This window comes from Stenotrophomonas sp. YJH_SMC_20 (assembly GCF_059367845.1).
Map to the genome: position 1 here is coordinate 81134 of NZ_JCAFRG010000011.1, position 14894 is coordinate 96027.

Here is a 14894-nt window from a genome sequence, read left to right on the forward strand (position 1 = left end):
CGTCGTCGGGTACCTCTCACAGCGGCAGGGTCATTCCTGCGCGGCGTCCTCGCTGCTGGCCGCAGCCGGTGCGCCGTCGGTCGTGGCGGGGGTGGCGACCGCCACCTCGTCCTCGTCCTCATCGATCGAGGCATCCAAGCGCTCCACCGCCTGCAGCTTCTCATCCTTGGACAGACGGATCAGGGTGACGCCCTGGGTGTTGCGGCCGACGCGGCTGATTTCCGAGCCACGCGTACGCACCAGGGTGCCGCCATCGGAGATCAGCAGGACTTCGTCATTCGAGCCCATCAGCACCGCAGCAACCAGCTTGCCGTTGCGCTCGGTGGTCTGGATGCCGATCACGCCCTGGGTGCCACGGCCCTTGCGCGGGTAGTCCGGCAGCGGGGTGCGCTTGCCGTAGCCGTTCTCGGTGGCGGTCAGGATGTACTGCACGCTGGCGTCATCGGCACTATCGATCACCGCATCGCCATTGGCGGTGGCTTCCTCGACACCGTTGTCGTCCTCGTTCTCGTCCTCGATGCCACCGGCACTTTCGGCCACGATCAGGCTGACCACTTCCTCGCCGGCCGGCATCCTGATGCCACGCACGCCGGTTGCGGTACGGCCCATCGAGCGGACTTTGTCCTCGCCGAAGCGCACGGTCTTGCCATTGGAGGCGAACAGCAGGATGTCGCGCTGGCCGTCGGTCAGGCCGACGCCGACCAGGGCATCGCCCTCATCGAGATTGATCGCGATCTTGCCGCGGGCCAGGCGGAAGGCGAACTCGCCCAGCGGGGTCTTCTTGACCGTACCGTTCTTCGTGGCAAAGAACACGAACTGGCCATCGGCGTACTCGCGCACCGGCAGCACGGCCTGCACGCGTTCGCCCGGTTCCAGCGGAATCCAGTTGATGATCGGACGGCCACGGGCGTTGGAACCCGCTTCCGGCAGCTGGTAGACCGGCAGCCAGAACACCTTGCCCGAACTGGTGAAGGTCAGCAGCGTATCGTGCGTGTTGACCAGCCACAGCTGTTCGATGAAATCCTCTTCCTTGGTCGCCGCCGCACTGCGACCACGGCCGCCGCGGCGCTGCGCGCGGTACACGCTGACCGGCTGGCGCTTCACGTAGCCGGCGTGGGACACGGTGACCACCACGTCTTCCGGCGCGATCAGGTCCAGGATGTCCAGGTCTTCTTCGCTGTGGCGGATTTCGGTGCGACGTTCGTCGCCGAACTCGGCCTTGACGTTGACCAGCTCCTCGCGGATGACCTGCAGCAGGCGATCGGGATCTTCCAGGATGTGGATCAGCCCGGCGATCACTTCCAGCAGCTGCTTGTACTCGTCGGTCAGGCGGTCCTGCTCCAGCCCGGTCAGGCGGTGCAGGCGCATTTCCAGGATCTGGGTGGCCTGGATCTCGGTCAGCTGGTAGCCGCCCTCGACCAGGCCGACGCCCTTGGGCAGGTCTTCAGGACGCGATGCTTCGGCACCGGCGGCACCCAGCATCGCACCGACCAGGCCCGGCTCCCACACGCGTGCCAGCATGCGCTCGCGGGCTTCATTCGGGTTCGGCGAGGTCTTGATCAGTTCGATCATCTCGTCGATGTTGGCCAGTGCGACGGTCAGGCCTTCCAGCACATGGGCACGGGCGCGCGCCTTGCGCAGCTCGAACACGGTGCGGCGGGTGACCACTTCGCGACGGTGGCGGACGAACGCCTCCAGCATCTGCTTGAGGTTCATCAACTGCGGGCGGCCATCGACCAGCGCCACCATGTTGATGCCGAACACCGATTCCATCTGCGTCTGCTGGTACAGGTTGTTCAGCACAACCTCGGCAGATTCGCCGCGCTTGATCTCGATGTAGATGCGCATGCCGTCCTTGTCGGACTCATCGCGCAGCTCGCTGATGCCTTCGATCTTCTTTTCCTTGACCAGCTCGGCGATCTTCTCGATCAGACGCGCCTTGTTCACCTGGTAAGGAATTTCGGTGACGATGATCGATTCGCGGCCGTTGTCGGCCACTTCGATATCGGCCTTGGCACGGATGCGCACGCGGCCACGGCCGGTGCGGTAGCCGGCGACGATGCCGGCAGTGCCGTTGATGATGCCGGCAGTCGGGAAATCCGGGCCCGGGATGTATTCCATCAGGCCGTCGACGTCGATTTCCGGGTTGTCGATCAGCGCGATGCAGGCGTTGATCGATTCGCTCAGGTTGTGCGGCGGGATGTTGGTCGCCATGCCCACCGCGATACCGGCCGAACCGTTGACCAGCAGGTTCGGGAACCGGGTCGGCATGACCGTCGGCTCCAGTTCCTTTTCATCGTAGTTGGGCTGGAAATCGACGGTTTCCTTGTCGATGTCCGCCATCAGCTCATGCGCCAGGCGCGACATGCGCGCCTCGGTGTATCGCATCGCCGCAGCGGAGTCGCCGTCGATGGAGCCGAAGTTACCCTGGCCGTCGACCAGCATGTAGCGCAGCGAGAACGGCTGAGCCAGGCGCACCAGCGTGTCGTATACCGACTGATCGCCATGCGGGTGGTACTTACCGATGACATCACCGACGATACGCGCCGACTTGAAGTAAGGCTTGTTGCTGTGCGCGTTCAACTCGTTCATCGCGAACAGCACGCGACGATGCACCGGCTTGAGGCCGTCGCGCGCATCCGGGAGCGCGCGGCCCACGATCACGCTCATGGCGTAATCGAGGTAGCTCTTGCGCATCTCGTCTTCCAGGTTGACCTGGATGATTTCCTTGGCGGTTTCTGCCATTCGGGTTCCGTTGTCTGGTAGCGGTCCAGTCCGGCGCAGCCCTCTGCGGGAGGGGGTCGCGCCGGAACCTCGATTCAACCTGTGGATACTACCACAACAGGCCGTTTTCCGCCTCCCTTCATGGGGATTTTACCGGCACAAATCAGGAACTTAGGGCCCCATACCGCCCCTGTAGAGCCGAGCCCATGCTCGGCTGCGGCGGATTCGCTGGCTGAGCCGAGCGTGGGCTCGGCTCTACAGACATCCGCGACCCTGCCCGCCTCAGCCGCCGAAGGCGGCGCGCATGTTGTCGGCGGTCGGGTTCAGGATCACCCCGCGCTCAGTCACGATGGCATCGATCAGCTCGCCCGGGGTGACGTCGAACACCGGGTTCCAGGCGGCGATGCCCTCGGCCACGGTGCGGGTACCGCCCACGCCGTACAGCTCGCCCGGATCGCGCTGCTCGATCTCGATCTGGCTGCCGTCCACGGTGTCCATGTCCACCGTCGAGGACGGCGCTACGACCATGAACTTCACGCCATGATGGCGGGCCGCGATGGCCAGCTGGTAGGTGCCGATCTTGTTGGCGGTATCGCCATTGGCGCAGATGCGGTCTGCACCGACGATCACCCACTGCACGGCGCCGGTCTTCATCAGGTGCGAGGCAGCCGAATCGGCGATCAGGGTAGCGTCGATGCCATCCTGCTGCAGTTCCCACACCGTCAGGCGGGCGCCCTGCAGCCAGGGCCGGGTCTCGCCGGCAAACACGCGGGCGATGCGGTGCTGGGCCATGCCAGCGCGGATCACGCCCAGCGCCGTGCCGAAGCCTGCGGTGGCCAGCGAGCCGGTATTGCAATGGGTCAGCACGCCGCTGCCGGCCTCGATCAGGCCAGCACCCAGCGCCCCCATGTGGCGGTTGGCGGCCAGGTCTTCATCGGCAATCGCCTGCGCTTCCGCCTCCAGCAACGCCTTCCAGTCTGCGCCGGCGGCGTTCAGGCAACGGCGCATGCGCGCCAGCGCCCAGGCCAGGTTGACCGCCGTCGGGCGCGACGCATTGAGGCGCTGCAGGGCTGGCTCCAGCTGCTGCAGCGCATGCGCGCCATCGGCGGCTTGCACCTCGCGTGCCGCGAGCACCACGCCCCACGCGGCGGCAATACCGATCGCCGGCGCGCCACGCACGGTCAGCGCGTGGATGGCGCTGGCAACCTCGTCACTGTCATGGCAGACCACGTGCTCGACCACGAACGGCAGCTTGCGCTGGTCCAGCAGTTGCAAGGCATCGCCGGTCCACAGGATCGGGCGGATGTGGTCGTAACGGGCGTAGTCGATGTCGGAGGCAGTGTTCATGGGCCCATTGTAGGGCCACGCCCCGCGTGGTTGGAGCCTGCCCCGGCTCAATTCACCGAGAATTCGGCGCGGCAGCCGCCGTCCACCCAGATCCCGTTGCGGTTCCAGCCCCAGGTGCTGCCTTCCTCGCAGGGCGTGCTGGACAGCTGCTCGGAGACCACAGCACCCACCGAGATGCTGGCGCCGCAGAAGCGGCGCTTCTTCGACTTCGATTCGCAGGTCAGGCGGCGCGGCACATCGACGAAGCGGCCGTCCTCGTCGGCCACCTCGAAATCGCCCTGGCAGCCACGGCTGGTCCAGACTTCATTGCGCTTGTAGCCCCATCCCTGGCCTTCGCGGCACGGCAGCACCGACAACTGGCGAAGCAGGCGCACCGGCGCGCCATCCAGGCGTACCGGGCAACTCTGCGGACGGCCATTGGATTCGCAGCGCACCACGCGGCGCACCAGGCGCTTGCCTTCCGTTGCCGCAGGCGCCGCACCCTGCGCACGGCGCGCCCGGAACTCGGCGCGGCAGCCGAGGGTGACCCACACGCCGCTGCGGTCGGTGCCCCACTCGCTGCCGCGGATGCAGCTGTTGCTCGACAGCTGGCGCACCAGATCGACGCCGTTGTCCACATCGATATCGCAGTGCACCCAGCCCATGTCGCGCGATTCGCAGGTCACCACTTCGCCGTCATAGCCTGCCTGCTGGGCCGACGCCGATGACGGCAGCCAGGCACCCCAAAGCGCGATGGAGTACACCGGTGCCGCCACGACCGCAAACCACTTGACCAATGCCTTCCCCAACAGGAGTGGACGAATTCCGATGCCAGTGTCCCGCATCTGCCGTGATAAGAGCATCATCCCGCTTACCGAAGCAAGCGCGGAAACGCGGCAATCCGTTCAGTCTTCAACGTTCAGGAACGTGCGCCGCGCTCACGCGTGGGCAAAGTCGTAGGCCAGCACATCAGCAATCCGCGGCGTGCGGTTCATCGCCATCAACAGGCGGTCGACACCCACCGCCACCCCGGCGCAGGCGGGCATCGACGGCAGCGCCAACAGCAGCGCCTCGTCCACGGCCGGTAGCACCTGGCCGCGCTCGTGGCGGCGCTGCAGATCGCGCTGGAAGCGCGCGCGCTGCTCGTCAGCGTCGTTCAGTTCGTGGTAGCCGTTGGCCAGTTCCACCGCGCCCAGGTACAGCTCGAAACGTTCGGCCAGCGGGGGCGTGCCCGGGCGGATGCGGGCCAATGCTGCCTGGCTGGCCGGCCAGTCGTGGACCACGGTCATGACATCGCCATCGAAGCGCGGCTGGATACGGTGGGTCATCAGCAGATCCAGCCAGTCATCGCGGGTCAGCCCGACCGGGTCGATGTGCACCTCGCCCAGCGCGGCACGCAGCGCGGCCTCATCAGCATCGAACGGATCCACGCCCACATGCTGCTGGAACAGCTCGCGGTAGCTGAGCACACGCAGCGTCGCACTGCGCCCGACCAGGGCCAACGCCTGGCCTACCAGCTCGGCGGTTTCCTGCACCAGCCGGTGGTGGTCCCAGCCGACCCGGTACCACTCAAGCATGGTGAACTCCGGGTTGTGGCGGCCGCCGGCCTCGCCATTGCGGAACACCCGGCCCAGTTCATAACAGTCGCCCACGCCGGCAGCGAGCAGGCGCTTGAGCGGATACTCCGGCGAGGTGCGCAGCCATCGGCGGCGTCCGCCGGCATCGACATGGCCGGTGAAGTCGGTATGGAAGCTGTCGATGTTCGGCTCGGTGTTGCCCGCGACCGACAGGATCGGCGTCTCCACCTCGAGCACATCGCGCTCTGCAAAGAAGCGGCGCACCAGCGCATTGAGCGCGGCGCGCTGCTGCAGCGCGCGCAGCAGGGCCTCGCTCACAGGATGCCCTCCGGGCGCGGATGGTCGAGCGGCAGGGTCAGCAGATCGCGCGTATCGTCGATGTAGCCGCTGGCCAGGTACAGGCGCCGTGCCAGTTCGTTGTGGTGGTTCACTTCCAGGCGCAGGCGGCTGACGCCACGACCGCGAGCGCGCTGTTCGCAGATGGCCAGCGCCTGCTTGCCGCGGCCACGCCCACGCGCGCGATGGCTCAGGTACAGCTCGTCCAGCAGCATGAAGTGGCCGCCCTGCTCCAGGCTGAAGCCCATCGCGATCACCGCGTAGCCGACCACCTCGCCCGCCTCGTCCAGCCACAACAGCACTTCGCCATTGCGCGGATCGGCCAGCAGCGCGTCCACGCCGCGACGCACGCGCGCGTCATCGAAGTCGATCCTGTCTTCGGCGTAGAACTCGCGCATCAAGGTGATCAACAATTCCTCGTCGGCACGGGTGGCCAGGCGGAAATCCAGTGGGGCGGTCTGCATCGGTGCTCCTTTGTGCTGCATGCCAGGCGCGGCACCCGGCGGGATCGTCATTCGTGTTCGGCAAGGTAGGCCAGCAGGCGTTCCTCGTCCCACACCGGCACGCCCAGCGACTGCGCCTTGTCCAGCTTGGAGCCGGCCTCGGTGCCGGCGACCACGAAGCTGGTTTTCTTCGACACGCTGCCGGAAACCTTGGCGCCCAGCGCCTCCAGGCGCTCCTTGGCGACATCGCGGGTGAGCTGGGCCAGGGTGCCAGTGAGCACAACGGTCTGCCCGTCCAGCGGGCCCGCCACGATCTCGGCCAGCGCCGGCGCCTTGGCCAGGATCTGCTGCATCGCCTTCTCGGCCGCCAGCAACATCTCGCCATGGCCATCGGCATCGAGCCACTCCGCCAGTCCGCGCGCGGTGTCATCGGGCAAGCCGGCATTGACGAACTGGCCATGCTCGGCATCGAGCACCGCCTGTGCCCCCGGGAGCGCTGCCACCAGTTTTTCGGCGCGCAGACGGGTGATGCCGGGGATCTCCGATTCGACCAGCAGCTGCGCCAGGTCCAGTCCCTCGCGCAGCTTGGCACTGGGGGCATGTACATCGCTGATGCGCACCTGGCCGACCTGCAGCAGGTCATCGATGGCCTGCTGGTTGCCCTGCTGTTCGAAGAAGTGACCGAGCGAGCGCGCCACTTCGCCACCGATGTCCGGCACGCGCTTGAACAGCGGCCACGGCAGATGGCGGATCAGTTCCAGGTCACCGAACCACTGCGCCAGGGCCTTGGCGGTGCTCTCGCCGACGTGTTCGATGCCGAGCGCGAACAGCAGGCGTTCCAGCGTGGCGGCACGACTGGCGTCGATTGCTGCGATCAGGTTGTCGGCCCACTTGGTGGCGATCTTCTTCGTGTTCCATTCGAAGCTGGCGGGCTGTGCCAGCGCCTGCGCGCGCCAGCCCGGATCGCTGCCGTCCAGCTTCAGCACGGCGTTGAGTACCGCGCCACTGCCCTCGGCGGGCAGATGCGGTTTCAGCGCAGCGGCCAGTGCGGACGGGTCTTCCGCATCCAGCACCAGCTTCAGGTGCAGCAGCTGGTCACGACTGAGCCGGTACAGGTCGGCCACGCTCCTGACGATGCCGGCGTCGACCAGGGTTTCGATGTACTTGTCGCCCAGGCCATCGATGTCCATCGCGCGACGCGAGGCGAAATGGGCAATGGCTTCCTTGCGCTGCGCCGGGCAGGACAGTTCGCCCGAGCAGCGCCATGCTGCTGCCCCTTCCTCGCGCACGATCTCCGAGCCGCACACCGGGCAGCGCGTCGGCATCTGCCACGGCATAGTGCCCTGTGGACGGCGGTCGAGGATGACGCTGACCACTTCGGGAATGACATCGCCAGCACGCCGCACGATCACGCTGTCGCCGACGCGCACATCCAGGCGTGCGATCTGGTCGGCGTTGTGCAGGGTGGCGTTGGACACGATCACGCCGGCCACGGCCACCGGTGCCAGTCGCGCGACCGGTGTTGCGGCACCGGTGCGGCCGATCTGGATCTCGATGGCCTCTACCGTCGTGCTCTGTTCCTGCGCCGGGAACTTGTGCGCGATGGCCCAGCGCGGCGCGCGCGAAACGAAGCCCATGGCCTGCTGGCCGGCGCGGTCATCCAGCTTGTAGACCACGCCGTCGATGTCGAACGGCAGGCGATCGCGGCGCTCACCGATATCGCGGTAGTAGCCGAGCAGGCCATCAGTGCCCTCCACCACCTTGCACAGCTCGCTGACCGGGAAACCCCAGGCGCCGAGCTGGGCCAGGGTGCCCGAATGGGTGTCCGGCAGTTCGCCGCCCTGCACTTCGCCGGTGCCGTAGGCGAAGAAACTCAGCCTGCGCTGCGCACTGATCTTCGGATCGAGCTGGCGCAGCGAGCCGGCCGCGGCGTTGCGCGGATTGGCCAGCACCTTGCCGCCGTGCAGGCGCGCACGCTCGTTGTAGGCCTCGAAGTCGGCGCGGGCCATGTACACCTCGCCGCGCACCTCCAGCACATCCGGCCAGTCCTTGCCGTGCAGGCGCTTGGGAATGTCGCCGATCTCGCGCAGATTGGCCGTCACGTCCTCGCCGGTCGTGCCATCGCCACGGGTCGCGCCGAGCACGAAATGACCGTCCTCGTAGCGCAGGCTGATCGCCAGCCCGTCCATCTTCGGCTCGGCCGAAAACCGCAGGCTGCGACGCCCCAGCCGCTCGTCAATGCGGCGCACGAAATCAGCCACCTCCTCGTCGCTGAACGCATTGGACAGCGACAGCATCGGCACAGCGTGGCGCACCTCGGCGAAGCGGCCGGAAGGACGCGCACCGACCTGCTGGGTCGGGCTGTCGGCGCGGGCCAGTTCAGGATGTTCGCGCTCCAGTGCTTCCAGTTCGCGCACCAACCGGTCGTAATCGACGTCGGGGATCTCCGGCGCGTCCAGCTCATGGTAGGCGCGGTTGGCCTGGGCGATCTGCCGGCGGAGGTCGTCGGCGCGTTCGGCGGGGCTGGGACTCATCGGGATCCGGTGGTTCTGGGATGGCCGGGGATTCTACCGCGCCCGGCCGTCAGGCCCTGTAACGCCCTGCCTTCGCAGCGTCGCGCCATGCTCGACGGCCGCTCCCCTGCCCTGGTGGCCAACCTTCTCCCCTCCCGGCAGGTGCCGACCTTCTCCCCGCCCCGGCAGGTGCCAACCTTGGTTGGCACACCTGCAGCCGAGCATGGCTCGGCACTACAAAAAGCGGGCTTGCCGCCCACCGCAACCAGCGCTAGCGTGCGACGGTCTGCCCTTCGGAATCGTGCCCGTGACCCTGCCTGCTTCCCGTCGACGCTTCCTGCAACTGGCCGGTGCTGGCCTCGCCGTCGCTGGCAGCGGGCTGCCGCAGCTTGGCCATACCCAACCGGCGACAGCCGCCGCTCCTGCCCCCGCCGAAGGTGCGGTGCTGCTGAATTTCAACGAATGCCCCTACGGCCCCTCGCCCGCAGCCCAGCAGGCAGCACGCGACAGCATCGCCGGATGCGGTCGCTACCGCTTCGCGCTGGCAGGCCAAGTGCGCGATGCCTTCATCGAGCAGGCGCGCATCCCGGCTGATCACGTGCGCCTCTATCCGGGTTCCAGCGAACCGCTGAACCGTGCCGCCGTGCTGTGGACCGGGCCGCAGGCGGGACTTGTAGTCGCCGACCCGACCTTCGAGACGCTCGGCGAGGTCGCCGCCGCCCACGGTGCGCATGTGCAGAAAGTGCCGCTGCGCGAGGACGGTGCGCATGACCTGCGTGCGATGGTCGCTGCCGCGCACGCGCGCGCGACCGGGCTGCTGTATGTGTGCAACCCGAACAATCCGACTGGGTCGATCAGCCCGCCAGATGAGCTTGCCTGGCTGCTGGCCCACAAGCCCGCATCGACCCGCGTGCTGGTCGACGAGGCCTACCTGCAGTACAGCGATCAGCCCAGCCTGATCACCCAGGTGACGCAGCGCGATGACCTGATCGTGCTGCGCACGTTTTCCAAGCTGTACGGCATGGCCGGCCTGCGCCTGGGCGTGGCGGCCGCACATCCCGACCGTCTGCGCGAACTGGCCAGCCTGGGCGACAACCCGCTGCCGGTTCCGGCGCTGGCGGCGGCACTGGCCAGCCTGCGCGACCCGCAGCTGATCCCCCAGCGGCGCCTGCAGAACGCCACGGTGCGGCAGGCCACCATCGCCTGGCTCGGCAAGCGCGGGTTCAGCTGCGTACCCTCGGAGGCGAACTGCTTCATAGTCGACGTGCAGCGCGATGGCAGCGCGTTCGCCAAGGCAATGGCGGAGAACGGCGTGGTGATCGGGCGCAGCTGGCCGATCTGGCCGCAGCGCGTGCGCGTAACGGTCGGCACCGAAGAGGAGATGGCCGCATTCCGCCGTGCGTTCGCCAAGGTGGCCGGCGTACCGGCCTGACCCTGTTGGTGGGGGCGAACCTTGGTTCGCCCCATCCACGCATGGCGTGCATCTACTGTTATGGGTGCCGACCGTTGGTCGGGGTGGGTGCCGACCGTTGGTCGGCACACCATGGCGCTCACCAGCGCGGGGTCTTGGTCAGCGGCGGTGCCTGGTGCTGGCGGTCGTAGGCGCGCAGCTCGTCACGGATGTGCGCGATGCGCTGGCGCCCCAGGGCGTTGCGGCTGTCATCCAGCACCACGCCATCGAGCAGCTCGGCCATGCGCTGCACGGTCGGCAGCATCTTCTCCCAGGCGTCCAGCGCGGTCAGCGGCGCCGGCAGCGTCAGGAAGAATGCGATGGCCGGGGTTTCCATGGCGCGGATGTTGGCCATGTCGAAGCTGCCCGGCTTCATGATGCTGGCCATCGAGAAGATCGGCCCGCGTTCGGGGTGGCCTTCCACCAGGCGGTGGAACACGTTCATGTGGCCGAACACCAGGCCGGTCTTCTCTGCGGCCACCACGATGTCCTCGCCACGCAGCTGCTCGCCGGCCCGGGCGGCCACGAACAGCGAGACGATCTTGTCGAAATCCTGGGTGGCGCGCTTGCCGAGGTCGCTGGCGCCTGGGTCGGTATCGGTCAGGCCGAGTTCGGCCTGCTCGCCCTCCGTGCCCATGCCCGGTTCGATGCGACCCTCGGCCACGGCGACGCCGTCGTCGCCCAGCACCGGCTCACGGCGCTCGCCACTGGTGGGCTCCGCGCTTTCCACGCGGCGCCCCTGGGGCTTTTTCTTCGGACGGCCAAACAGGAAGATCGCGGCGATCAACAGCAGGCCGGCGGCCAGGATGCCGATGCGCAACAGTGCCGTGTCGGACATTCGATAGGTTCTCCGGCTAGTTCATTCAGGTAACTAGGATGGCACGTCAGGCCGCGCCCGCCAATCGCGCGGCCTCTTCCAGGTCCACGCTGACCAGGCGGCTGACGCCTGGCTCACGCATGGTCACGCCGGACAGCTGGTGCGCCGCCTCCATCGTCGCCTTGTTGTGGCTGACGAACAGGAACTGCACCTTCTCGCTCATTTCCTTGACCATGTTGGCCAGGCGGCCGACGTTGGCTTCGTCCAGCGGTGCGTCCACCTCATCCAACAGGCAGAACGGCGCCGGATTCAGCTGGAAGATGGCGAACACCAGCGCCACCGCGGTCATCGCTTTCTCACCGCCGGACAGCAGCGAGATGCTGGACACGCGCTTGCCCGGCGGGCGCGCCATGATGGTCACGCCGGTATCGAGCAGGTCTTCACCGGTCAGCTCCAGGTAAGCATGGCCGCCACCGAACAGGCGCGGGTACAGCGCCTGCACGCCGGCGTTGACGCGGTCGAAAGTGTCCTTGAAGCGGCCGCGGGTCTCGCGGTCGATCTTGCGGATGGCATCTTCGAGGGTTTCCAGCGCTGTGGTCAGGTCGGCGTGCTGCGAATCCAGGTAGTCCGAGCGCTGCGACGCCTCGCCATACTCATGGATGGCCGCCAGATTGACCGGCTCCAGCCGGCGCATGCGAGCATCGATCTGGTGGACCGCCTGCTCCCAGTCGCCCAGGCGGGCATCCTCGGGCAGTGCGTTGAGCACGTCCTGCAGCACGAAGCCGGCCTTTTCCACCGCCGCTTGCAGGGTGTCGGCACTGAGCACCAGCGCCTGCTGGTCGAGCTTGCGCTGCGAAATGCGCTCGCGCTGGACCAACGCCTGCTCGTCGCGCTGGTGGCGGGTCTGCTCGTAATTGCGCAGCTCGGCGTCGATGCCGTCCAGCAGCGTTCGCGCCTCGGTCAGCACGCGATCGGCGCGCACACGCTCTTCCAGCGCATTCTGGTGCTCGGCCTGCAGTGCTTCGATCGGCGAATCACCTTCGTCCAGCTGCGAATGCAGTTCGCCCAGCCGCGAATCCAACTGTCCACGTTGGGTGCCCATGCGTTCCAGCGCCTGGCTCAACGAGGCCAGCTGCGCCCGCTGCGATTCCAAAGTCAGGGCCAACGAATGCGCGCGCTCGCGTACCGCGCGGGCGGCATCGCGGGCCAGGTCGCGGGCTTCGGTCAGCTGGCGGCGTTCGCCCTCCAGCCGCTGCCGGGTCGACTCCAGGTCGCCCATGCTGCTGACCGCACTCTCCAACCGCGAGCGTGCTTCACGCGCCTGCTCGTTGTTGGCTTCAATGGTTTCCTGCAGTTGCTTCAACTCGCCTTCGATGCGGTCGATGCGCGTGCGCGCCGCCTCCACCTTGCCCTGCTGGCCCTGCAACTGGCCGGCCAGTTCGGAGACCGCACGATGGGCCTGGTACAGCGCGCGCTGCGCGTCTTCACGCTGCTGTTCGGCAGCCTGCAGCTGCTCACGGAAACCGGCCAGCTGTTCTTCCAGCTCAGCCTCGCGGTCCTGCAGCTGTTCGATCTGCTCGCGAAGCTCCTGGATCTCGCGTTCGCGCAGCAGCGCCCCCTGCTGGGCCGCGCCGGAGCGCGATACGCGCAGCCAGCCCTGGCCCAGGCGCTCGCCACCCTGGGTGATGACCGAATCACCTTCCGGCAGGCTGCCCTGCAACGCCTTCGCTTCGGAAAGGTCCTTGGCAGCATGCAGGTGTGCCAGCAGGCGACGGATCGCCACCGGACCACGCACGCGCGCGGCCAGCGAGGTCGGGGCGACCTTCAGCTCGTCATCGCCGTTGGCGACCAGCGCAAGGTGACCATCGCCGAGCTCACCCAGGGCATCGACCAGGCTGGCCGGGTCATCGACCAGCACACCTTCGATCAAGTGGCCGAGCGCGCTTTCCACCGCGTTTTCCCAGCCGGCATCCACGTCGAGGCGCTCGCCGACACGCGCCGCAGAATCCAGCCCCCGGGCCTTCAGCCACGCGACTGCCGCGCCCTGCTCCTGGCCCAGCGCGGCCTGCTGCAGGGCCTCCAGCGAGGCCAGGCGGCCACGAAGGCCGTTGGCCTGCTTGCGCAGTTCGGCCAGTTCGTTCTGGCCATTGCGCTGCTGTTCCTGCACCGCCGCCACGCCCTGCTTGCGCAGCTCGACGTCTTCGCTCAGCTCATCCAGCGCAGCCTTCTGCGTGTCGTGTCGCAGGTGCAGCTGCTCGAAGGCCTCTTCCAGCGCATCCACATCCAGCCCGGCGCGCTCGGCGGCCAGGGCCTCACGACGCCGGTCGGCATCCAGGATCTGCTTGTCCAGATAGTCCACGCGCGTGCGCTCGACATCGCCGGCGCGCGAGGCTTCCGAACTCTGCGAGGTGTGCTGTTCCCAGCGCTGCTGCCAGCTGGCCAGCCGCTCTTCGGCCTCGCGCAGGCTTTCCTGCTTGATCTCGTTTTCTTCCTGCAGTGCTTCCAGCTGCGGAGTGGCGGCCTCCACCGCCTCACGCAGCACCCTCAGCCTGGCCTCATCACCGCTGATGTGCTGCCCCAGTTCGGCCAGGGCCTGCTGGGTTTCATCGCGTGCCTTGTGCAGGCGCTGCGACAACTCGCGCTGGTGCTGGATCTGCTGTTCCAGGCGCGCCAGCGTACTGCCAACCTGGTAGACCGCCGCCTGCGCGGTGTTGAGCGCGTCGGCAGCCTCTTCGCGCCGCGCGCGCGAGGTTTCGATGCGGGCTTCGGCATCACGCTGGTCGGCGATCAGCTGCTGCAGCCGCGTTTCTTCCTGCGACAATCCTTCGCGCAGCTTGGACAGGCGTCCGTCGAGGCCGCGGAATTCCAGCGCCTTCCACTCGGCGTCCTTGACCCGGCGCTCTTCCTGCAGGGCCTGGTACTGCTCGGCCTGCTTGGCCTGGCGCTTGAGGTGCTCCAGCTGCTTGCTGATCTCGTCGCGCAGGTCGCCCAGCCGGTCCAGGTTCTCGCGGGTGTGGCGGATGCGGGTCTCGGTCTCCTTGCGGCGCTCCTTGTACTTGGAGATGCCGGCCGCCTCTTCCAGGTACACGCGCAGGTCTTCCGGGCGTGCCTCGATGATCTGGCTGATCATGCCCTGCTCGATGATCGAGTAGCTGCGCGGCCCCAGGCCGGTGCCGAGGAACAGATCGGTGATGTCGCGGCGACGGCACTTGGTGCCGTTGAGGTAGTAGTTGCTGGTGCCGTCGCGGCTGACCGTGCGCTTGACCGAGATTTCGTTGAACGAGGCGTACTCGCCCGAGATCGTGTGGTCGGAGTTGTCGAAGATCAGCTCGACGGTGGCCTGTGACACCGGCTTGCGGGCATTGGACCCGGAGAAGATCACGTCGGTCAGCGAGTCGCCGCGCAGGCGGCTGGCCGAACTCTCACCCATGACCCAGCGCACGGCGTCGATGATGTTCGACTTACCGCAGCCATTGGGCCCCACCACGCCGGTCATGTTGGTCGGCAGGTGCAGGGTGGTCGGATCGACGAACGACTTGAAGCCGGACAGCTTGATCGTGGAAAGACGCATAGGGGTTCCGGACTGGGGCCGGCAAGCGGCCTGCGTGCACCCTCCAAGTCATTGATCCTGCTGGGATCGATGCCCGTGGAACGGGTGTGACGCCCTGAGTATACCGATGTGGCCGTGTTCTACGAATGGGCGTGGAA

General features: G+C 67.3%; 9 protein-coding genes. 1 reads left to right on the plus strand and 8 read right to left on the minus strand.

What is annotated here, in order from left to right; translation table 11 throughout:
* Nucleotides 1-30 precede the first annotated feature (30 nt).
* From gyrA to ligA, 6 genes are all read right to left on the minus strand, one after another.
* Nucleotides 31-2745, minus strand: coding sequence for a DNA gyrase subunit A (gyrA, locus tag AC5P6A_RS17240; RefSeq protein WP_346715081.1), 2715 nt, complete (start codon nt 2743-2745; stop codon nt 31-33).
* A gap of 261 nt (nt 2746-3006) precedes the next feature.
* Nucleotides 3007-4071, minus strand: coding sequence for an S-methyl-5-thioribose-1-phosphate isomerase (gene mtnA / locus AC5P6A_RS17245; RefSeq protein ID WP_111098196.1), 1065 nt, complete (start codon nt 4069-4071; stop codon nt 3007-3009).
* Nucleotides 4072-4118: 47 nt separating this feature from the next.
* Entirely contained in the window at nt 4119-4847 is a 729-nt protein-coding gene (locus AC5P6A_RS17250) for a DUF3011 domain-containing protein (RefSeq protein WP_155029804.1), read from the minus strand.
* A gap of 141 nt (nt 4848-4988) precedes the next feature.
* A complete protein-coding gene (gene epmA / locus AC5P6A_RS17255; RefSeq protein ID WP_155029805.1) occupies nt 4989-5945 on the minus strand; it encodes an EF-P lysine aminoacylase EpmA in 957 nt (318 codons plus the stop codon).
* Nucleotides 5942-6427: a GNAT family N-acetyltransferase gene (locus tag AC5P6A_RS17260; RefSeq protein WP_019660365.1), complete on the minus strand. Its 486-nt coding sequence runs from the start codon at nt 6425-6427 to the stop codon at nt 5942-5944. The genes epmA and AC5P6A_RS17260 overlap by 4 nt, the downstream gene beginning before the upstream one ends.
* Nucleotides 6428-6474: 47 nt before the next feature.
* Nucleotides 6475-8946, minus strand: coding sequence for an NAD-dependent DNA ligase LigA (gene ligA, locus AC5P6A_RS17265; protein ID WP_180877810.1), 2472 nt, complete (start codon nt 8944-8946; stop codon nt 6475-6477).
* A gap of 280 nt (nt 8947-9226) precedes the next feature.
* Between ligA and AC5P6A_RS17270 the strand changes: the two genes are divergently transcribed.
* Nucleotides 9227-10351, plus strand: coding sequence for a pyridoxal phosphate-dependent aminotransferase (locus AC5P6A_RS17270; protein ID WP_171952804.1), 1125 nt, complete (start codon nt 9227-9229; stop codon nt 10349-10351).
* Nucleotides 10352-10469: 118 nt separating this feature from the next.
* Here AC5P6A_RS17270 and zipA read toward each other — a convergent pair whose 3' ends face one another.
* Nucleotides 10470-11207, minus strand: coding sequence for a cell division protein ZipA (zipA, locus tag AC5P6A_RS17275; RefSeq protein ID WP_058981305.1), 738 nt, complete (start codon nt 11205-11207; stop codon nt 10470-10472).
* A gap of 46 nt (nt 11208-11253) precedes the next feature.
* Nucleotides 11254-14757 (minus strand): chromosome segregation protein SMC, encoded by a 3504-nt coding sequence (smc, locus tag AC5P6A_RS17280; protein ID WP_180877799.1) that lies wholly within the window; start codon nt 14755-14757, stop codon nt 11254-11256.
* Nucleotides 14758-14894 lie beyond the last annotated feature (137 nt).